General features: G+C 66.6%; 19 protein-coding genes. 11 read left to right on the top strand and 8 right to left on the bottom strand.

What is annotated here, in order from left to right; genetic code table 11:
* Nucleotides 1–58 precede the first annotated feature (58 nt).
* Both ygfZ and SK1NUM_RS02680 read right to left on the bottom strand, forming a co-directional pair.
* A complete protein-coding gene (gene ygfZ / locus SK1NUM_RS02685) occupies nucleotides 59–994 on the bottom strand; it encodes a CAF17-like 4Fe-4S cluster assembly/insertion protein YgfZ (RefSeq protein WP_212325046.1) in 936 nt (311 codons plus the stop codon).
* Nucleotides 991–1506, bottom strand: a complete 516-nt coding sequence (locus SK1NUM_RS02680; RefSeq protein WP_212325044.1) for an FABP family protein — start codon at nucleotides 1504–1506, stop codon at nucleotides 991–993. Before SK1NUM_RS02680 ends, ygfZ begins: the two co-directional genes overlap by 4 nt.
* A gap of 190 nt (nucleotides 1507–1696) precedes the next feature.
* On the opposite strand from SK1NUM_RS02680, the gene dtd reads away from it, so the two are divergent.
* The 5 genes from dtd to SK1NUM_RS02655 all read left to right on the top strand — a co-directional run bounded on the left by dtd (nucleotide 1697) and on the right by SK1NUM_RS02655 (nucleotide 5914).
* A complete protein-coding gene (gene dtd / locus SK1NUM_RS02675) occupies nucleotides 1697–2134 on the top strand; it encodes a D-aminoacyl-tRNA deacylase (RefSeq protein ID WP_212325042.1) in 438 nt (145 codons plus the stop codon).
* Between the two features lie 300 nt (nucleotides 2135–2434).
* Nucleotides 2435–4546: a carbon starvation CstA family protein gene (locus SK1NUM_RS02670; protein ID WP_223927917.1), complete on the top strand. Its 2112-nt coding sequence runs from the start codon at nucleotides 2435–2437 to the stop codon at nucleotides 4544–4546.
* On the top strand, nucleotides 4546–4746 hold the full coding sequence (locus SK1NUM_RS02665) for a YbdD/YjiX family protein (RefSeq protein WP_212325031.1): 201 nt from the start codon (nucleotides 4546–4548) through the stop codon (nucleotides 4744–4746). The genes SK1NUM_RS02670 and SK1NUM_RS02665 overlap by 1 nt, the downstream gene beginning before the upstream one ends.
* Before the next feature lie 77 nt (nucleotides 4747–4823).
* The gene (locus SK1NUM_RS02660) at nucleotides 4824–5453 is read left to right on the top strand and encodes a hypothetical protein (protein ID WP_212325029.1); all 630 of its coding nucleotides are present in this window, start codon (nucleotides 4824–4826) and stop codon (nucleotides 5451–5453) included.
* Nucleotides 5450–5914, top strand: a complete 465-nt coding sequence (locus SK1NUM_RS02655; RefSeq protein ID WP_212325027.1) for a DUF6301 family protein — start codon at nucleotides 5450–5452, stop codon at nucleotides 5912–5914. The genes SK1NUM_RS02660 and SK1NUM_RS02655 overlap by 4 nt, the downstream gene beginning before the upstream one ends.
* Nucleotides 5915–5996: 82 nt before the next feature.
* On the opposite strand, the gene SK1NUM_RS02650 is transcribed toward SK1NUM_RS02655, so the two are convergent.
* The 4 genes from SK1NUM_RS02650 to SK1NUM_RS02635 form a co-directional block, all read right to left on the bottom strand.
* The gene (locus SK1NUM_RS02650; RefSeq protein ID WP_212325025.1) at nucleotides 5997–7565 is read right to left on the bottom strand and encodes a peptide MFS transporter; all 1569 of its coding nucleotides are present in this window, start codon (nucleotides 7563–7565) and stop codon (nucleotides 5997–5999) included.
* A 212-nt stretch (nucleotides 7566–7777) separates the two neighbouring features.
* Nucleotides 7778–8530, bottom strand: coding sequence for a cation:proton antiporter (locus SK1NUM_RS02645; RefSeq protein WP_212325023.1), 753 nt, complete (start codon nucleotides 8528–8530; stop codon nucleotides 7778–7780).
* Nucleotides 8458–8838 (bottom strand): cation:proton antiporter domain-containing protein, encoded by a 381-nt coding sequence (locus SK1NUM_RS02640; RefSeq protein WP_212325010.1) that lies wholly within the window; start codon nucleotides 8836–8838, stop codon nucleotides 8458–8460. The genes SK1NUM_RS02645 and SK1NUM_RS02640 overlap by 73 nt, the downstream gene beginning before the upstream one ends.
* A 13-nt stretch (nucleotides 8839–8851) precedes the next feature.
* Nucleotides 8852–9571, bottom strand: a complete 720-nt coding sequence (locus tag SK1NUM_RS02635) for an NADase-type glycan-binding domain-containing protein (protein ID WP_212325008.1) — start codon at nucleotides 9569–9571, stop codon at nucleotides 8852–8854.
* A gap of 95 nt (nucleotides 9572–9666) precedes the next feature.
* On the opposite strand from SK1NUM_RS02635, the gene SK1NUM_RS15155 reads away from it, so the two are divergent.
* From SK1NUM_RS15155 to SK1NUM_RS02610, 5 genes are all read left to right on the top strand, one after another.
* Nucleotides 9667–10323: a winged helix-turn-helix transcriptional regulator gene (locus SK1NUM_RS15155; RefSeq protein WP_280526535.1), complete on the top strand. Its 657-nt coding sequence runs from the start codon at nucleotides 9667–9669 to the stop codon at nucleotides 10321–10323.
* Nucleotides 10316–11125, top strand: coding sequence for a mycothiol synthase (gene mshD, locus SK1NUM_RS02625; RefSeq protein WP_212325006.1), 810 nt, complete (start codon nucleotides 10316–10318; stop codon nucleotides 11123–11125). Before SK1NUM_RS15155 ends, mshD begins: the two co-directional genes overlap by 8 nt.
* 3 nt (nucleotides 11126–11128) lie before the next feature.
* The gene (locus SK1NUM_RS02620; RefSeq protein ID WP_212325005.1) at nucleotides 11129–13201 is read left to right on the top strand and encodes an RNA degradosome polyphosphate kinase; all 2073 of its coding nucleotides are present in this window, start codon (nucleotides 11129–11131) and stop codon (nucleotides 13199–13201) included.
* Nucleotides 13198–14067: an NUDIX hydrolase gene (locus SK1NUM_RS02615; RefSeq protein ID WP_212325003.1), complete on the top strand. Its 870-nt coding sequence runs from the start codon at nucleotides 13198–13200 to the stop codon at nucleotides 14065–14067. Before SK1NUM_RS02620 ends, SK1NUM_RS02615 begins: the two co-directional genes overlap by 4 nt.
* Before the next feature lie 100 nt (nucleotides 14068–14167).
* Nucleotides 14168–15538: a hypothetical protein gene (locus SK1NUM_RS02610; protein ID WP_212325001.1), complete on the top strand. Its 1371-nt coding sequence runs from the start codon at nucleotides 14168–14170 to the stop codon at nucleotides 15536–15538.
* Nucleotides 15539–15651: 113 nt separating this feature from the next.
* Here the strand turns inward: SK1NUM_RS02610 and SK1NUM_RS02605 are convergent, their stop codons facing one another.
* Nucleotides 15652–17220: a beta-N-acetylhexosaminidase gene (locus SK1NUM_RS02605; RefSeq protein WP_212324999.1), complete on the bottom strand. Its 1569-nt coding sequence runs from the start codon at nucleotides 17218–17220 to the stop codon at nucleotides 15652–15654.
* Between the two features lie 53 nt (nucleotides 17221–17273).
* Nucleotides 17274–18401 (bottom strand): ROK family transcriptional regulator, encoded by a 1128-nt coding sequence (locus tag SK1NUM_RS02600; protein ID WP_212324997.1) that lies wholly within the window; start codon nucleotides 18399–18401, stop codon nucleotides 17274–17276.
* 224 nt (nucleotides 18402–18625) lie between these two features.
* On the opposite strand from SK1NUM_RS02600, the gene SK1NUM_RS02595 reads away from it, so the two are divergent.
* Nucleotides 18626–19855: an ABC transporter substrate-binding protein gene (locus SK1NUM_RS02595; RefSeq protein ID WP_212324989.1), complete on the top strand. Its 1230-nt coding sequence runs from the start codon at nucleotides 18626–18628 to the stop codon at nucleotides 19853–19855.
* The last annotated feature ends 10 nt before the right edge of the window (nucleotides 19856–19865 follow it).

Here is a 19865-nt window from a genome sequence, read left to right as displayed (position 1 = left end):
ACCAGGCGGCGTCCCCATCCAAGGAACGCCGCCTGGTTGTCTATGACAATCGTGAGAATCAGCGCAGCCTGGCCCGGAAGTGCAGGCCGACCTCCGGGTCCACCAGGGTCTCCTGCGCAGCCGCGATCCCGTCGGCGGTGAGGGTCGCATCGACGGGGATGGCCCGTTTGACGAGGCCGAGGGCAATTGGCCCCAGCTCGTGGTGGCGGGCCGACGATCCGGCGAAACCCACCTGCCTACCGTTCAGCTCCAAGGCGGCCCCGGGAGCGGGCAACGCCTCAGCGGAGCCGTCGAGGTGCAGCAGCGTCAGCCGACGGGGCGGGCGGCCCAGGTTGTGAACGCGGGCCACGGTCTCCTGACCGCGATAGCAGCCCTTGTCGAGGTGGGTCCCGAACAGCCCGATCTCATTCGGGATGGTGCGGGCATCGGTGTCGGCGAAGATCCTCGGCGTCCCAGAGGCGATGCGGTGCGCGTCGAAAGCCCACACCCCAGCTGGCACACCCTCAGGCAGGGGGGCGTCAGCGGGCCGGAACACCTCGCGTCCCCCGAGCGCGGGCCGGGCAGCCCAGCCGGCGGGGATCGTCACCCCGTCGCCGGCCCACGCCAGGCGCAGGTCGTCGCGGAGCCCGACCTCCACCCGCATCATGAACCTCATCCGCTCCAGGAAGTCCACCAGGGCCGCTCCCCGGCCGGGTTCGGTCCAGGCGAGCATGCGCTCGCCGTCATCCAGGCCAGCCAGCACATGCTCGATGTGCCCGTTCGGCGAGAGCACCAGCGCCTCGAAAGACTCCCCTGGCTCCAGCGACTCAAGGTGCTGCGAGGTCAGCGAGTGCATCCAGCCCAGCCGGTCGGGACCGGAGATCTCGACGACCTCCCGGTTCAGCAGGTCGACCACCGCGGACCCAGCCTCGATGGCCCGCGCCTCGGCGACGGGGTTGCCGTGATGCCACACGAGGCCGGCGTCCACCCCGTCCTCGACGAGAACTCTGGTCACTGCTTCGCCAGGCGAGCCCACATGTGGGGTCGCAGCTCGTGGTCGGCGGTGGAGCGGTCAAGGGCATACATCAGGTCGCCCTCGACCTTGCCATACAGGCGCTGTCCCGACGTGTGGCTGACGGCGGCGCTCTCGGTGCGCACGACGGCGTCGGTCAGCAGGTCAATACGAGTGACTTGGATCTTGCCGACCAGCACCTCGGTCCAGCCGTCGGAGCTCGTGAGCGTCACCTCCAGGGAAGCGTCGGGCTTCGGCCGCCAGAAGCCGGTCTCCATGCCGAGCGGCTGGTCGAACTTGCCGTCCTCCCCCATGCCGAAGACCTGGGAGACGTAGAACAGGTAGTCGCCGCCGTTGTGGGTGAACTCGATCCGCTGTTCGTAGGTGAAGTCGTTTCCCTCATGGTCGGTGCCGTTTCCGGTCCCCTCCCACACGCCGACCAGCCAGCCCAGGGCGATGAGTTCCGGGCTCAGGCCCTCCGGCACCTCGATGTCGATGTTCTGGAAGCCTTCCATCCTCAGTCCTTTCTCCGCAGCGCCTTGACGGCGGCGAGCGCCAGCGAGGCGACCGCGATCCCGGCCGCAGCCACCACCAGCACCCACGCAGCGATTGTTCCCACAGACCGCAACCCTACCCGGCACCACCTCGCCAGGTCGGGAACCAGCGCGTGGGCCAAACACCAAGCAAGCGTGGTAGACAACATCCATGCGTGCTGTCATCACCCGGGTCCTGTCCGCGAGCGTCTCAGTCGGCGGCGAGGTGGTGGGTGAACTCCCCCGCCCCGGACTGCTGGTGCTGGTCGGCGTCGGCCACGACGACGACGCTGCCGCGGCCACGTCCCTGGCCGCGAAGATCTGGGGCCTGCGGATCCTACGCGACGAGGTCTCCGCCAGCGATGTCGATGCCCCGATCCTGGTGGTCAGCCAGTTCACGTTGTTCGCCAGCACCCGCAAGGGCCGCCGGCCCGGCTGGTCGAAAGCCGCCCCGGGCGTGGTCTCCGAGCCTCTCGTGGAGGCGCTGGCCACCGAGCTGGAACGCCTGGGAGCGACCGTCGGGCGCGGCCGTTTCGGAGCAGACATGCAGGTCACATCCGTCAATGACGGCCCTGTGACCATTCTGATAGACACAGATCACTGGGAATGACCTGTTTCGGCCGGTCTCCAAGTGCTACGGTCATAAAACTCAGGTTCCTGGCGGAAAACCTGCTTTCCGGGATCTCGCTGATAGGGGCGGGATCTGGGAATCAACATCAAAGACGGTCGACATCAAAGACGATTGTGAAGGAATACGGCAGTGACAACTTCACCAGTGCTGACTGATCAGCCGGACAAGACTCCTCCCGTCGCACTGCCCGAGGAGACCGTGGAGCGTGAGCAGCGCCTCACTCCGGTGAAAATCGCGATCTGGACCGCGATAGCCCTCCTCGGAGGCGCATCGTGGGTGATGATCGCCCTGATCAGGGGCGAGACGATCAACGGAATCTGGTTTGTATTCGCTGCGGTGTGTTCCTATTTCATCGCCAACCGGTTCTATGCCCAGGTCATTGAGAAATGGCTCACCAAACCCGACGACCGCCGCGCCACCCCAGGCGAATACCACCATGACGGGCACGACTTCGTCCCGACCGACCGGCGGATCCTCTACGGGCACCATTTCGCGGCGATCGCCGGGGCCGGCCCGCTGGTCGGCCCGGTGCTGTCCGCGCAGATGGGCTATCTGCCCGGGACGATCTGGATCATCGTCGGGGTGGTCTTCGCCGGGGCGGTCCAGGACTATGTGGTGCTGTTCTGCTCCATGCGCCGCGGCGGCCGCTCGCTCGGGCAGATGGCCAAGGACGAGCTCGGCCGCTTCGGCGGGGCCGCCGCCCTGATCGCGACCATGGTGATCATGCTCATCATCATCGCGATCCTGGCGCTCGTGGTGGTCAACTCGCTCGGCGAGAGCACCTGGGGCGTGTTCAGCGTCGGCATGACCATCCCGATCGCGTTATTCATGGGCGTCTACCTGCGGTACATCCGGCCGGGCAAGGTCGCTGAGGTGTCTCTGATCGGCGTCGTGCTGCTGCTGGCCGCGATCATCGGCGGTGGCTGGGTGGCGAACACCGACTGGGGCCAGGCCCTGTTCCACCTGGACCGCCTGACGCTCGCCTGGGCCATCATCATCTACGGTTTCATCGCCGCGGTGCTGCCGGTGTGGCTCCTGCTCGCGCCGCGCGACTACCTGTCGACCTTCATGAAGGTCGGGACCATCGCGATGCTGGCCATCGCCATCGTCGTGGTGCGTCCTGACATCCACGTCCCAGCCGTCACCGTCTGGGCGTCCCGTCCCGACGGCCCGGTGTTCAGCGGCTCACTCTTCCCGTTCCTGTTCGTGACCATCGCCTGCGGTGCCCTCTCGGGTTTTCATGCGATGATCTCGTCCGGGACCACGCCCAAACTGATCGAGAAGGAACGCCAGACCAGGTTCATCGGCTACGGCGGCATGCTGATGGAGTCGTTCGTCGCGATCATGGCGCTCGTCGCAGCGCTGTCGGTGGACCAGGGCATCTACTACGCGATGAACTCCTCCCTCGCCGCGACCGGCGGGACGGTCGAGGGCGCAGTGGCATTCGTCAACAACCTGGGGCTGACCGGCGTGCACCTGACCCCAGACCAGCTGACCAGCGTGGCCCAGCAGGTCGGGGAGCACTCCGTCGTCTCCCGCACGGGCGGCGCGCCGACGCTGGCGGTGGGCCTGGCCGGCATCATGCACCAATGGTTCGGCGGCCCGGCGATGATGAGCTTCTGGTACCACTTCGCGATCATGTTCGAGGCCCTGTTCATCCTCACCTCGGTGGACGCCGGGACCCGCGTGGCCCGGTTCATGCTCTCGGACGCGCTAGGCAACCTCCACCCGAGGTTCCGCGAGGCGAACTGGAAACCCGGCAGCTACCTGACGACCGGCCTGATGGTCGCAGGCTGGGGTTCAATCCTGCTGCTCGGCGTCACCGACCCACTCGGCGGCATCAACACGTTCTTCCCGCTGTTCGGGGTCGCGAACCAGCTGCTGGCCGCCATCGCGCTGGCGGTGTGCCTGACGATCTTCGCCCGGCGCGGACGCACATGGACGCTGCTGATCATCGCGGTGCCGCTGGCCTTTACAGCTGTGGTCACCATCACCGGGTCGTTCCTGAAGATCTTCAGCCCCGACCCGAAGGTCGGCTACTGGGCGAACCACAACCGGTACGCGGATGCCCTCAGGGATGGGCTCACCGAGCTGGGCGGGGTGAAGGGGACCGCGGCGATGGAGGCTGTGGTCCGCAACACCGCTGTGCAGACGACGCTGTCGGTGATCTTCCTGGCCTGCGCCCTGGTCGTGATCGCCATGTGCGTGTGGCAGGCGATCCGGGCTGTCCTGGCCGGCGGCGGAGCCGACACGGAAGACCCGCCGGTGCAGTCGGAGATCTACGCTCCCGCGGGCATGTCGGCCACCGCGTCCGAGAAGGAGCTGGTCAAGCAGTGGAACGACTACTACACAGAGCATCCCGAGGCCGACCTGCGGGGTGGCAGCCACTGATGCACACCGTCCGGGCGAGGCTCACGACCATCTGGCGCCGCGTCACGTGGTTCGTCAATGGGGTCGTGGGGGCCAACAAGTACCAGCAGTACCTGGCCCACCACCGGCGCCACGGCTGTGGAGAGCCACTCACCGAGCGCGAGTTCTGGCGCGCCGAATACGACCGCCAGGGCCGTCAGATATCGAGCCGCTGCTGCTGACCTGGTCCGCTGGGGGCGTCGAGGGCTTGGGTCCTTGACGCCCCCAGCGATTCTGTCCAGGTGGCAGACTGGGGGCCATGGCTGGAGGGAAGGGCCGGGGTACTGGCAACGACTCCGCGGGGAGGCTCCTGGACGATCCCGCCGCGGAGGACGTCGAGGATGTCATCCGCTGGCTCGCGGCCTCCGGCCGCCTGACCGGGGAGCAGGCCGACGACCTGCGCGCGGCAGCGGTCGCGGCCCACAAGTCCAGCTACGGCATGAGGAAGGCCAGCCATCAGATCGGGCAACAGGTGATGGACGACCTCATCGCCAGCCGGCGGGAACAGGTCATCGTCGGCCGGGCCAGCTATCTGCCCTGGGAGCAGCAGTACCGCGCCACCGTCGCTGGCGACCCACCTCGCATCACCTTCTACGAGGGCCAGGGGCCCGGTGACGAGCTGAGGATGATTCTCCTCGCCGGCAGGCTCTACGAGCAGGGGACATCCCAGTACCTGAACCACCTGGTGCGTCTCGACGACCGCTACGAGACCGGGCTACGTGACTTCCTGGCCCAGGCCCCCTCCGGCAATCCGGTCGCGGACGCGATCACGGCAGGCACCGCCGAGGTCCGCTACCAGGTGGTCAAGGGGGTATCCGCCGACGAGATCACCATCAACAGCTTCCGACTCGACACCACCCTCGACCTGCCCATCCCAGAGGCCCCATGACCTGGAATGCAGTCACCCCCAACTACTTCATAGCCCTGGCCCGCTACTGGACAAAACAGCAGTGGCCCCTCAGGCCGCCCGTCCTGGATGTGCTCCTAGCCGAGGCGGGATTCAGCAGGCAGGACGGCCGTTACCGCACCGGCCTGCCCGTCAACCAGCCAGCCCTGGCCGTCATCATGACGAATGAGCAGGACGGGCTAGACCTGATCAGCCTGTGCCTGACCGACACGCAGCCGGATCCCTCACCGGAATGGGACACCTTCATCAACGACGCCTACACCAGCTACGTCTTCGCCGGAACCAAGCTGTGGGGCAAACCAGCCCTGAGCCGCTCCGACGTCGCCAGCAAAGCCCGCTGGGATCTGAGCAACGGCTGCCGGCTGGAGGTCGCGCACCAGCGCCTGGTGGTCGGGATGAGTCTGCTCTCGCCCGGCTACGCCGAAGCGCTACGACACCTCTGAGACGCCATCTCGCGCCGAGCAATCCCCCCCCCGGTATCCCACGCCCGGCGCTGTGGCGTGGGATACCCCAGGCCTAACGTGGCTACTTGCTCTCAGCGGTCACGCCGACGTCTGCCATCTGCCGCTGCGTCCACGGGGCGACCGCGAACAGGCCAACGGCAACGATGACCGTGAGAATGCCCAACCCGTAGTAGTAGACGGCGTCGCTGACTTCGCTGGTGCCTTCGATGATGACGGCTGCGATGCTCTGGCCAGTAGCCGCGGCCAACCCCCACAACGCCATCGCCTGGGATGCGAAGTTCTTGGGCGCCAGCGCGGTGGTGGTGGCCAGGCCCACCGGGGACAGGCACAGCTCACCGACGGTCTGGACGACGAAGACCATCACCAGGAACCACCACGGCGCGAGAGTCGCGCCGCCCGGCCAGGACTGGAATCCGAAACCAAGCAGGATGGCGGACAGCCCGATGATGAGCACGGCGGTCGCGAACTTCACCACGGTGGAGGGGAACTTGCCCGCGCGCTTGGTGAAGATCCAGCCCATGACCGGGGCCAGGATGATGACGGTGGCCGGGTTCACGGACTGGTAGGCCTCGGGGCTGAAGGCCCACCCGAAGAACGGGGTGGCGCCGTCCGTGTTGTACTTGGCGAACGTGGCCATCTTGCCCGAGGCCTGCTCGAAGATCATCCAGAACAGCACAGCGCCGATCCACAGCGCGATGTAGGCCCGCAGGTGCTTGCGCTCCACAGCGGTGACCCTGGGCGAGCAGAGCATGATGACGAAGTAGGCGATCGACGCACCCGTAGCGATGATGAACAGTGTGTAGGCGACCGCTGAGGACATCCCGGTGAGCAGGTAGAGGATCCCAAAGAGAAGACCACAGCCTGCAACGACGGCCACCGAGATCAAGAACAGCCTCCGGCGCTCCGCGCCCCGCACCGGGTTGGGGATGTTGAAGGCGAAGTTTGAAAGCTTGCTCCGCCCGTAGAAGAAAGCCACGAGGGCAAGGGCCATGCCGACCGCCGCCGCGACGAAGCCCGCGTGGTAACCGTAGGCAGCCCGCAGGCCACCGGTGACCAGCGGGGAGAAGAAGGAGCCGATGTTAATCGACATGTAGAACAGCTGGAAACCGGCGTCACGCCGCAGGTCCTTGTCGTCATACAGCCCGCCGACGATCGTTGAGAGATTCGGCTTGATGAAACCAGTGCCGACCGCGACCAGGACGATGCCGATCCACGACAGCGCGCCGGTGGGGCCGGCCAGGCACAGATGGCCCGCCATAATGACGACGCCGCCGTAGAGCACTGATGGCCATGGCCCAATGATCCGGTCGGCGAAGATCCCGCCGGGGATCGTCAGCAGGTATACGGCGGCACCATAGGCCGCCAGGATGACCTGGCCTGTGTTGTTGTCGAATCCCATACCGCCGTTGGCCACGGTATCGGTGATGAAATACAACAGGATGGCGCGCATCCCGTAGTACGAGAAACGCTCCCACAACTCAACGTTAAGCATCCAGGGCAGGCCTCTGGGGTGACCAAGCAGGCCACGGTCCTCCTTCGAGGGCCCGCTGCGGAGGGTATCCGGCTTCCAGCGGGAGCTCCCGGGCTCGACGACAGCACTGTCCAGAGCGCTGGGAGGATGTGATGTCATTGTGAATTCCTCTTCCTGTATACGGATTCGGTATCGACGCAGGCCATAGGATAAAACTGAACCTGAAATCGTTTGTAAGGCGCTGATTTTACATCGTGTAGGAGGCCGCCACTGCGATAGTGCATTCATGGACACTCCCACACGGGCTGTCTGTCCTGGGTTAGCAGGCATCTGAGTGGAGACGGCCGTCCGGTCATAGAGCCGGCCTCAGGTCAGTGCCCAGCCGCCTCAGCCAGTTCTCCCGCGTCCAGGCGGCGCAGCGCAGCATCGAGCACCTCGATATCGAAGCCACCCTCATCCCGGGCTCGCGCGAGGGCGGCATACCGCGGGTCAGTGCGGGCCGTCGCCTGGCCGGGATGAGCCGCGGCAGGCTCAGACGCGGCCTCCTCCAGGTAGGCGACCAGGCGTTGCGCCTGCTGTTGCTGAGCCTCAAGGTCGCGAGGCGCCGCAAGCCGCCTGGCGGCCAAGGGCAGGGTGAGTCCTTGCACCAGCAGCGATAAAAGCACGATCGTGAAGGCCACCAGGGTCGCCATCCCCCGGTGCGGCATGGTCTCGGGGAGAGTGTGGACGGCTGCTAGGGACAGGGCTCCGCGAACCCCAGCCCACGCGATCAAGAACCCTGAGTTCCGGCCAAGCGGCTCAGCCGACTGATAGGCGATGTCCGCGAACCAGCGGCGCAACCTCGATTCCCACCTGGGATGAACCTTATCCCCCGGCAGGCTCTGTCTCCTGGTCTCGACTCTGACGCGACGCTGGACGTCGCGGTGAAGCCGCCGGTCCATGCTCCGCAGCACTGGCTGCATGAAGTTGATACGCACGAACAGCAACGTCACGAATCCCACCACCGAGAGCACCCGTCCACGCAGCCCTGCGGCCCGGGCAATCCCGGGTGTCACCGAGTCCGTGGGGGCAAGCGCCGCTCCCAGCGCGACCCCCAACCGAATCCGAGCCCTGGGATCAGCCACCAGAACAGCAAACCGAGAACCAAGGCCGTCACGACGACCAGGACCAGCGACAACGACTTCACCGTCGTGAACTCGCGTCGGAACACGGTAGCTGGCATGGATGCCGCAGCTGCATAGAGCAGCGCAGGCAGCAGCACAGCAAGCTCCACCTCAGGGTCCAGGGCCAGGCTGGGCACCAGCCCCGAGAGGCCCGCCAGAACCCCTACAGCCACAAGAAGCAGAGCGGGTGGGACACGCAACCTGGGGCTGACCGCATTGGCGGCTGCGATCGTCAGCAGTCCCAGTGTGAGAACAACAAGCGATGTCATGGAGCGTCAATCCTCAGCCACGCCCCAGAAACTCCACCCGTGAGATGGCGATGGCGTTGTTGTCGGTTCCGGATTCCCCGGGCTCGGTACTGGAGAGCACCGTCAGCAGGACGCTGCTGGTCGTCACAGGCGGGAACCGCACCTCCTGGTCCGCCGGGTGATTGGCCTCGAGCGGCTGCACCGCCCAGGAGCCATCCGCGAAGGTCCAGCGCACCTCCATGATCCGACGCCCTGCGAGATAGGCCTGCCCGGTGACATCGCCATTGACGATTCGCACCCCCACCAGCTCCGTGTCCGCGGGGAACAAGAAGTTCACCGTCTCCCCCACCCCGGCTCCCTGGCAACGCCAGATCGTGTCAGGCCGGGAGTCCAGGAGCGTGATCGCCAGTCCCGTTCCCCCCTGCGAACACTGCCCCTTCGCATCAGTGGCCATGACCGGCCTGACCTGGCCGTCGTAGGGCGTCAAGTCCAGGCCGCCACTGGCCGCCAGGCTCGGCGTCGGGGTCGTCGAGGGACTGGCAGCCTCCTGCCACTTCACCACCTGGACGCCGGCCAAACCGACCAAAGCCGCGACCAGGCAGCTGGTCAACGCCAGCCACAGGGGAATCCCCGAGGACTTGGGACCCCGGCTCTTCGACGAGAGCGATGCACCACCACCTGACGAAGCCGAACGCACGTCCGAGGACTCTGTGGTGCTCTGCCGGAAGTACTCATCGGGCAGGCTCTTTGGCATGGGGTCATGCTACGCCGATCCCTCAGGCTGGCCACGGCAACGCCATGCCGTTCCCCCGGATACGATAGGGACTCGCACAAGACTGGGAGGTGACGGTGAGCTCGATTCTTCTGGTCTCCCCCGCCAGCCCGGTCCCCGACTTCCTGTCGCTGCTGAACCATGACCTCAGCACCGCCGCGAGCGCGGAGGAGGCCCTGCGGCGGATCGACGCCGTCGACGTCGTGCTCGTCGACGGCCGCAGCGACCTGCCCTGGGCACGCACCGCGACCAGGATCATCCGCCAGACCCGCCCCGGGATTCCCATGCTGCTTCTCGCCCCCGGCCCATCTCTCGGACTGCTCAGCCGCGACTGGGGATTCTCGGATTTCGTGTCCGACGGCTGCGAGGCGGCCGAGGTGGAGGCGCGGCTGCGGCTGCTGCTGAACTCAGGCGACCTGCCGCACATCCTGAGCGCCGGGCCCATCCGCATCGACGAGGACGCCTACTACGCAACCATCTCGGGAGAGCCGCTAGACCTGACCTACACCGAGTTCGAGCTGCTGCGCTACCTCGTGCAGCACCAGGGCAAGGTGCTGAGCCGTGAGGTGCTGCTCAGCAAGGTCTGGGGCTACGACTATTTCGGTGGCACCCGCACCATCGACGTCCACATCCGGCGGCTGCGGGCGAAGCTCGGCCAGCTCGACCATTTCATCGGAACCGTACGCAACGTCGGTTACCGGTTCACGGCACGTTGGGAGGATCACGATGCCTGAACTCACCCCCCGCGAGATCGCGGCAGCCTGCGAGGCGCACGACGGTTTCAGCCCCCTCAACGACTCTGCCCGCCTGGTGCTCGACGGCGCCCGGCGGGGCGAGGTGCTCACCCGGGACAATGGCGTCGCGATCCTCGACGACCACGACGGCGCGATCCTGGTGGCCGTCGCCCCTGACGCCCGTGGCAGGGGAACTGGAACGGCGCTGGTCTCCGACGCCGTCGCGGCCCGTCCGGAGCACTCGGTCTGGGCCTTCCGCACCCTGCCTGCGGCCCGTGCCGTGGCGGCGAAGCTGGGGCTCCAGCCCGTGCGCGAACTGCTGCGGATGGGCCGGTCGCTGGCTGTGGGCGTCCCCGTCCCGGCACCGGCTGGCTACCACATTCTTCCTTTCCAGCCAGCCGACGCGGAGGGGGTGATGGCGGTGAACCGGGCCGCGTTTGCACACCATCCCGAGCAGGGCCGTCTGAGCATCGACGACTTCTACGCGCTGACCAGGCAACCATGGTTCGACCCCGCTGGCCTGCTGGTGGCTCACCGCGACGGTCAGACCACCGGCTTCCATTGGACGAAACGCCACGACGCGACCCTGGGGGAGGTCTACGTCCTGGCGGTGCAGCCCGGCCATGGCGGCGGCGGGCTGGGGCGGGCGCTGCTGGAGGCAGGCCTGGCGTATCTGCGGGATGCCGGCTGCGAGCGTGTCGAATTGTACGTGGAGGCCGCCGAGGAGCGGGTGGTGGCGCTATACAAAGCCGCCGGCTTCCGCGTCCTGACCGCCGACACCAGCTACCGGGCAGGAGCGTGAGTCATGGCCGACAACCTGCCCGAAAACCGCTACCTGGACCGGGAGCTGGCCTGGCTAGATTTCAACGACCGGGTGCTGGACCTGGCCCGCGACTCCCAGCGCATCCCGCTGCTGGAGCGTGTGAAGTTCCTGGCGATCTTCTCCAACAACCTCGACGAGTTCTTCATGGTGCGGGTCGCGGGGCTGAAACGCCGCATCCAGGCGGGAGTGGCGGTGACCACCATCACCGGTGCCCGGCCAGGTGAGCTGCACGCCTCGATCCTGCGCCGTACCGCGGAGCTCGTCGCCGAGCAGTCCAGGCTGTTCCAGGAGGAGATCCGCCCCCAGCTGCGGGACGAGGGCATCGAGATCCTCACCTGGGATGAGCTGAACGCTGCTGAGAAGGACCGGATGCGCACCCTGTTCGGGGAGCGGATCTTCCCGGTCCTGACGCCCCTCGCGGTCGATCCGTCGCATCCGTTCCCCTACATCTCGGGACTGTCGGTGAACCTGGCGGTGCTGCTGCGCAACCCGGCGACGGGCGCCAGGCAGTTCGCCCGGGTGAAGGTGCCCACCAACCTGTCGCGTTTCGTCAAGCTCGCGGAGGGACGTTTTGTCCCTCTGGAGGAGATCATCTCCCGGCATCTGAGACAGCTGTTCGCAGGCATGGAGGTGCTGGACCACGCCACGTTCCGGGTCACCCGCAACGAGGACATCGAGGTGGAGGAGGACGACGCCGAGAACCTCCTGTATGCCCTGGAGAAGGAGCTGCTGCGCAGCAAGGTGGGACGTCCCCCCGTCCGGCTGGAGGTCGAGGACGACATCGACGAGACGATGCTCGCCACCATCATCGGCGAGCTCGACGTCGCCCAGGACGAGGTCTTCCACCTGCCCGCTCCCCTCGACCTGACGGGCCTGTTCGCGCTCGGCGACTCGAACCGCGAGGACCTCAAATACCCAGGCTTCCTGCCGATCACCCACCCGGATCTCGCGGAGGTGGAGTCAGCGCTGCCCGCCGACATGTTCAAGGCGTTGAAACGCCGCGACGTGCTGGTGCAGCACCCCTACGACTCATTCGCCACCAGTGTGCAGCGCTTCATCGAGCAGGCTGCCGCCGACCCGGCGGTGCTGGCCATCAAGCAAACCCTCTACCGCACCTCCGGCGACTCCCCCATCGTCGACGCGCTCATCGAGGCCGCGCAGGTCGGCAAGCAGGTGCTGGCGGTCGTCGAGATCAAAGCGCGCTTCGACGAGCAGAACAACATCTCCTGGGCCCGGCAGCTGGAGCAGGCGGGCGTGCATGTCGTCTACGGCATGGTCGGGCTGAAGACCCACTGCAAGCTGTCGCTGGTGGTGCGGGAGGAGTCGGGCGGGCTGCGCCGCTACGCGCACATCGGCACCGGCAACTACCATCCCAAGACCGCCCGCAACTACGAGGACATGGGGCTGCTGACCGCCAATCCCGTGATCACCGACGACGTGGCGCGGCTGTTCAACCACCTGTCGGGGATCACCCACCAGACCGAGTACCGGCGGCTGCTCGTGGCCCCGCACGGGATCCGCAGCGGCCTGCTGGAACGCATCGAGGGCGAGATCGCGCATCACGCAGCCGGGCGGCCCTCCGGGATCCGGATCAAGGTGAACTCGATCGTCGACGAGGCCGTCATCGACGCGCTCTACCGCGCCTCCCAGGCGGGCGTGAGAGTCGACGTATGGGTGCGCGGCATCTGCACCATCCGGCCCGGGGTGGAGGGGCTCAGCGAGAACATCCGGGTACGTTCCGTCCTGGGACGTTTCCTGGAACACTCCCGCGTCTACTGGTTCGAGGCGGGCGGGAAACCGAACGTCGGGATCGGGTCGGCGGACCTGATGCACCGCAATCTGGACCGGCGGGTCGAGGCCATCGTCGGGCTGTCGAACCCGGAGCACATCGACCAGATCAGGGAGCTCTTCGACCGCGCCTTCGACGACGGCACCGTCCACTGGGAGCTGAGGGACCGCATCTGGAGCGCCCACACCACCGATTCCGGAGGGAAACCGCTCACCGACCTGCAGGAGGAACTGATCCGGCTCACCCGGGGCAGGCGGCACCGATGAGCAAGAAGCCGAAGATCGTCTCTGCGGGCGGGGTGGTGCTGCGCCAGCACACCAGTGGCCTGCAGGTGCTGCTCATCCACCGCGACCGCTACGACGACTGGTCGCTGCCCAAAGGCAAGCGGGAGACCGACGAGCTGCTGCCAGAGACCGCCGTCCGCGAGATCCGGGAGGAGACCGGGGTGGCGTCCCGCCTGGACCTACGGCTGCCGAGCGTGCGCTACAAGGTCTCCAAGGGGCCGAAGGCCGTCCACTACTGGCGCTCCGAGGTCGTCTCGCAGCGTCCCCGCCGTCCCGACGACGAGGTGTCGGCGGTCAAGTGGCTACCCGTCGAGGCCGCCCTCGAGAAGCTCACCTACCCCGATGAGCGCGCCGTGATCGAGGCGGCCGTCGCGGCCCCGCCGACCAACGCGCTGTTGATCGTCCGGCATGCCAAGGCGATGCAGCGCAAGCACTGGTCCGGGGAGGACCAGAAGCGGAGCCTGTCCGGCCGGGGCCGGGGCCAGGCCAAACGTCTCGTGGACGTGCTAGCGGCCTTCGGGGTCGAACGCCTGGTCAGCTCCGCGGCGGCTCGCTGCAAGAAGACCCTGGGGCCCTACGCGAAGGCCAGCAAGCTCACAATCGAGACCTATGACCAGCTCACTGAGGAGTCGGCGGCGAAGAACCCGAAGGCGGTCCGCAAGCTCATGGCGGAGCTGCTGAAAGGCCTCGACTGCCCGACCGCGGTGTGTGGCCACCGCCCGGTGCTGCCGGAGATGTACGCGGGCCTTGGCGTCAAGGAGAAGCCGATGGTGGTCTCGGAGGTGCGGGCCCTGCACTTTGGCCCCGACGGCCTGGTCACGATGGAGACGTTCAAACCGACGGCCTGAGCGATTCCGCCAACGAGAATTCGGCCATTCGGATGACACAGTATCACAGCTATGGGTCGATAGGATCGGGTGCCAGGCAACGAGGGAAACGAGTACTGCATTGAACAGCTTCTTCCCGCATCAACCCCGCCTGTCGCGCCGCTCGTTCGGCGCGCTGGGCCTGTCGGTCGCAGCGACGCTGGGAATCTCCAGCACGCTGGCCCACGCCGACTCAACCCCCTCTCCGTCCCCGACGGCTCCCTCATCCCCCGAAGCCGGAGGCAGTGGCTCCCGGCTAGTGAAGCCGGTCGAGGGCGGGCTGCGCCTGGACTCCACCGAGTTCGGCCGCCTCTACGGACCAGGGGTGTGCACCTTGACCTCTCTGAGCAACACGATCATCGGAGTGCCGCCCAAGGACAAGTACGAGCACAGCATCTCCAACCGGTTCCGGGCCCTCATAGCCGGCAATCTGCAAAAGCTGCGGCTGTACTTTGAATCCGGCGGCAGCGGCTACGCCCAGGGAAATGGCGGCCGCATCAAGATCACCGTGCTGCCGGACGATGGCAGCGAGAATCACCTCCCCGATTTCAATGGCAAGCCTCTGGCAACAGGAACCTACGTTCCCGGTTTGCCACAGCAACGAACTTCCCAGTTCCCTGAGATCGCCTTCGAATCCAGCCCGGTTCCGCTCGTCAAGGGCGAGCTATACCACGTGGTGATGGAGAACACCGACTCCAACCCGGAGGCAAACTTCATCAGCAGCAACAATACCGGCGTCAAGAGGGAGCTGGGGCGGCCGTGCCGTTGGCTCAACTTCACGGACTGGTCAACGCTCCTGGGCCTCCGCGCCAAGGGCTCGAAGGACACCTGGCAGTGGAAGAACCTCACTTCTGAGGGTTCCGGCCCCAACCTGATGGTTCCCATCATGCAGCTGACGACAGCCGACGGCGCCACCCAGGGCATGTCTGATATGGAGAGCGGCAGCGTTGACAGTCCGAAGCCAAGGACCTACGAGGCGACCAGCGACAAGCCCGTCCGCGAGCAGTTCAAGCCCTCCGCCGACAAGAAGATCAGCGGCCTGTCCGTGGCGGCCGTGGCAACCGCGGCCGGCAATCTGCGGTGGCGGCTATTGGAGGGGAGCACCGAGCTGGCAGCAGGACAGATCAGCCAGCCCACCCCCGATTACAAGACGTTCTCCGTCAGCAGTTACAACATCGTCAATTTCGTCTGGCGTGACGTGGAACTGGACAAGGATGTGACTCTCAAGGCCGGTGGCACCTATGACCTGGAGCTGAAGCCGGAGGGCAGCAGCCGCTGGAAGTTCGCGGCCCATAAGAACGGTTCGGCCTACGGCTTCACCTGGCCGGCGGCCTTCACCGAGTCGCAGGCCCAGCACCTGCAGGGCGGCAAGTGGTTGAACACGAACTTCTACGACTACTCGCAGCAGGGCCAGGGCACCAACTGGCCCGTGGTGCTGCACGTGGCCCCATAACAGCCTCTTTGGCGCGATTCACACCCGGTGGCTGGGCCGTCTGAGACGGCCCAGCCACCGGTTCATCTGAAGGCCCATCACCAGGGACGAGACCTCCAGGCTGCTCGCCGCGTTTAGTCCTCCGGTGGACGGCGGCGCCAGCCGGTGCCGCCCTCCTGCCAGGGATGCGGGCCGGACAGCGGACGGTAGTTGACGCCCGCCGCCTCGAAGCGCCTCAGGTGCCCGGCGATGCGCTCTGAGAACTCCGCGAAGTCCCGCCCCTGAGGCGACGACCAGGCGACCTCCGCCAGCGCACAGCCCCGCGGCCACGCCGCATACTGCACTGCCCGGTAGCTGGGCAGGAACTCCGACCACAGCTGGAACTGGGTGCCCAGGATGTGGTCCGCGGCCTCCGGTGTGATGCCCTCCAGGGGATCGAAGCTGTAGGCCTTCTCCAGCGTCGTCACGTCACCCTGCCCGTAGGGTTCCTCCCGCGCATCGGACTGGTAGAAGTCGAAGTAGGTGTGGCTGCAGGGGCTCATGATCACGTCCATGCCCTGCGTCGCCGCCTTCACCCCCTGCTCCGCGCCGCGCCAGGACTGGCAGACCATGCCGGCGACCGGACCGGGGTCGACGACCTCGTCCCAGCCGATCGGGGTCACGCCGCGCTCGTTCAGCCAGTCCCGCATGTGCAGCGTAAACCAGCGCTGGATCGAGCCCGGATCGTCGACGCCGAACTCCCTCGCCCGCTGCGCGACCTCCTCGGAGGCCTCCCAGTGCACCGTCGGCACCTCGTCGCCGCCGATGTGGACGTAGCGGGCGCCCGTCGCTTCGATCACCTCGGACCAGATCTCATGGACGAACTCCAGGGACTCCGGGGAGAAGTTGAGGACGTTGTCGAAGATCGTCGGGTAGTGGGCCACCCCGTCCAGGCCGCTCGGGTCGGTGGCAAACTGCGGATAGGCGGCCAGCACCGCGGTGGCGTGACCGGGGAAATCAATCTCGGGGACGGTCTCGATGCCCCGCTGCCGGGCATACTCAGCGACCGCGGCGATCTGCTGCAGGGTGTAGTAGCCGCCGTGCGGGGTGCCGTCGTCACCCCACACCCGGTTCGAGGTCTTGGACCGCCAGCTGGCTTTCTCGGCCAGCAGCGGATAGCGGTCCGACGCGACCCGCCAGCCCTGGTCGTCAGTCAGGTGCCAGTGGAAGACGTTGAGCTTGTGCCGGGCCATCCAGTCGATGAAGTCAAGCACCTCGGCGACCTGCAGGAAGTGCCGTGACGAGTCGAGCATTGCGCCGCGCCTGGCGAACCGGGGGGCATCCTCGATGCGGGCGGCGGCCAGCGGGACGCTCTTGCCCAGCGGGACGGCGTAGACGTCGTCGGGACCCAGCTGCAGCAGGGTCTGGGCCGCCCAGAGCGCCCCCCGCCGGTCGGCGGCGGTGATGCTCACCCCGTCAGGGCGCACCTCAAGGCGATACCCCTCTGCCGGCAGGCCGGGATCGAGGCTCACGAGGATGCCGGGGTCATCGGCGGCGGGCAGCGGCAGACCGGTGGTCTCGGCCAGCACCAGGCGCACCGCACTGGCGGCCTCTGCCTCCTGAGGGCTCGCACCGGCGCGGCAGCCTATGGTGGTCCGCTCCGTCAGCAGGTACTCCCCCACACCCCACTCGACGGCAGATGGAAGCGGTATCAGGACCGGCATGAACACTCCTTCGGGACGGTCTGATGGATTGGCAGAAGACTATGGCGCAGAAGTCACTGGGGCAACCGGCGCTCAGTCATCGGCGTGATCGTCGGAGGTGGCAGGGGGCCAACCTTGTAGATCTGCCCGGCGCACTGCGTGAAGGCGAAGATCAGGGCACCGTGCACCGCGGCCTCAGCGCCCAGCCGGGAAGCGATGACGGGCAGCCCCAGTGGAAGGCCGATGTGCCGTTGCATCGACTCCCGGAGCGGATCGAGCAGCTCCTCGTCGGCCAGGGACATGCCACCGCCGATGACCACGACCGCGGGGTCGATGGCCATCACCACCGTCGCGATCCCCCGCCCCAGCTCGTCGATGAATTCACTCAGCTCCCTCATGGCTTGGGCATCATGGCCACGGGCCAGCTCGAAGACCTTCTTGGCGGTGTTGGCGCAGCGCCAGCGGATCTGCCCGGTGCGCTCGTTGATCCCGCGGAAGGCGACCCTCCCGATGTCTCCCGCCACGTTGTGGGCGCCCCGCCGCGGCTGCCCACCGAGGATGAGGCCGGCGGCGACCCGTGCCCCCACCGAGAGGTACAGCACGTCGTCGAAACGCCGCCCAGAGCCCATGTGATGCTCAGCGACCGTCGCCAACCGGACCCCGTTGTCGATGACGACGGGACAGCCGAACCTGTCTCCCAGCTCACCGACCAGGTCGAACCCCACCCAGGTCGGGAAGATCACGGAGGCGACCACGTTTCCCGCGCCATCGACGATGCCGGGAAGCGAGATCCCGATCGCGCGCAGCTGCCTGGGGTCGAGGCCGGCGAGGGTATCGCGCAGCTGCCTGATGACCACGTCGAGTTGCTCCGCCGGGCCGAGCGACGGGTCAACGCCCTCGCTGGTGGAGGCGACCATGGTGGTTCCCGCGAGATCAGCCACCACCACGCGCAGGCTATAGACGCCGATGTCGATGCCCGCCACCAGGCCGCTGGCCGCGTGGAACGCGAAATGACGGGCCGGACGGCCAGCCCCATGGGGCCTGCCTGGCACACCGACGACCAGGTCGTGGCCTTCCAAGACAGCGAGGGCATTCTCCACCGAGGTGCGGGAAAGGCTGAGGTCGCGGGCCAGAGTGGTGATCCCGGCTGGCTGGGTGTCGCGCAGCCATGTGGCAGCCCTGACCGCAGTCGAAGACTGCATCGCTGCTCCTTTCAGGCTTCTCAATATCTCCGCACCGGCGCGGGAACGCACATGTCGCCCACAACATTATCACACCTGTATAACAGAATTTTCAACTTTTTTCAGAGATACTTGCCCCACACTTTTCACACCTGGCTATGATAATTCTGGATTCCGCGGCCACCCCTCCCCCTGTCCGCGGAATCCCCTTACAGCAACCGAGGTCAACCAAGGGGTCACAGGCCATGAAGAAGTTCATGCAGGCGGCGGCATTCGCCATGGCCACGCTGATCGCCATGACCGGATGTGGCAGCAGCGACACCGATTCCGGTGAGCAGTCGGTCACCGTCTGGATGTATCAGGCCATCAACGACGAGGCCAAGCACAAGGAGCTCTGGGAGAATCTGACCACCAAGTTCAGCCAGGCGAACCCGGGCGTCAAGGTCGATGTCAAATTCTTCCCCTGGCCCAAACGGGACGAGTCCATCCAGACGGCCATCGCGTCGCACAGCGGGCCTGACCTGGTCTATCTCGTCCCCGACCAGCTCTCCACCTACGCGGACGCCATAGAGCCGGTGGACACCCAGCTCAGTGAGACCCGGAAGAACGATCTGCTTCCCAACGTCAGGCAGGCTGTCACCGTCGAGGGCAGGATGCTGGGGGCTCCGCTGCTGACCAGCTCGAACCCTCTGGTCTGCAACGCCGAGGCCTTCAAGACCGCCGGAGTCACCACGTACCCGAGCACCTGGGACGACGTGACCCAGATGGCACCGGAGTTCACAGCCAAGGACATGTATGCCATCACCTACTCCGCCGACCCCAGCCAGACCCTGAACATGTCCTTCTACCCTCTGCTGTGGCAGGCCGGCGGATCCGTTTTCGACGCGAACGGGCAGCCGGCTTTCAACTCCCCGCAGGGAGTCAGGGCCCTTGAGTTCCTCACCGGACTCGCGGAGGCGAACGCCCTTGAAGCCGACTCCCTGACCACTGCCGTCAACACCGAGCAGACCGCCTTCGTCGCCGGCCGCACCGGCTGCACCTGGTCGATCCCCGCCAGCGATCTCGCCAAGTATGTGCCACCGGAGGACCTCATCGTCCTGCCCCCGCTCAAAGGCGAGCAGTCCGTCGCCTACGGCACGGTCGGCTCGCTGGCGGTGCTCAAGGACGCCAAGCACAAGGACGCCGCCGGCCGGTTCGCCGCCTTCGTCACCGATCCCGTGAACTCCGTCGACTATCTCAAGGCCGGTGGCTACTTCTCCCCGGTGAAGAACTCGCACCTGCTGTATGCGGGCGACCCGGTCCAGGAGAAGGTCGAGCAGACCCTGCCCAACGTGAAGTTCGGGGAGCCACATCGGGCTGCTCGTCAGGTCATGGGGGTTCTTTCCCCGGAAATCCAGGCGGCCCTGATGGGGCAGAAGACACCGCAGCAGGCCCTCGACGCTGCTGCCGAGGCCGCAAAACCGCTCATCAGATGAGGTTTCGGTA

This window comes from Arachnia rubra, assembly GCF_019973735.1.
Classification (GTDB): Bacteria; Actinomycetota; Actinomycetes; order Propionibacteriales; family Propionibacteriaceae; genus Arachnia; species Arachnia rubra.
The sequence above is the reverse complement of the archived record's forward strand: the minus strand, read 5'-3'. Positions and strand labels throughout refer to the sequence as shown.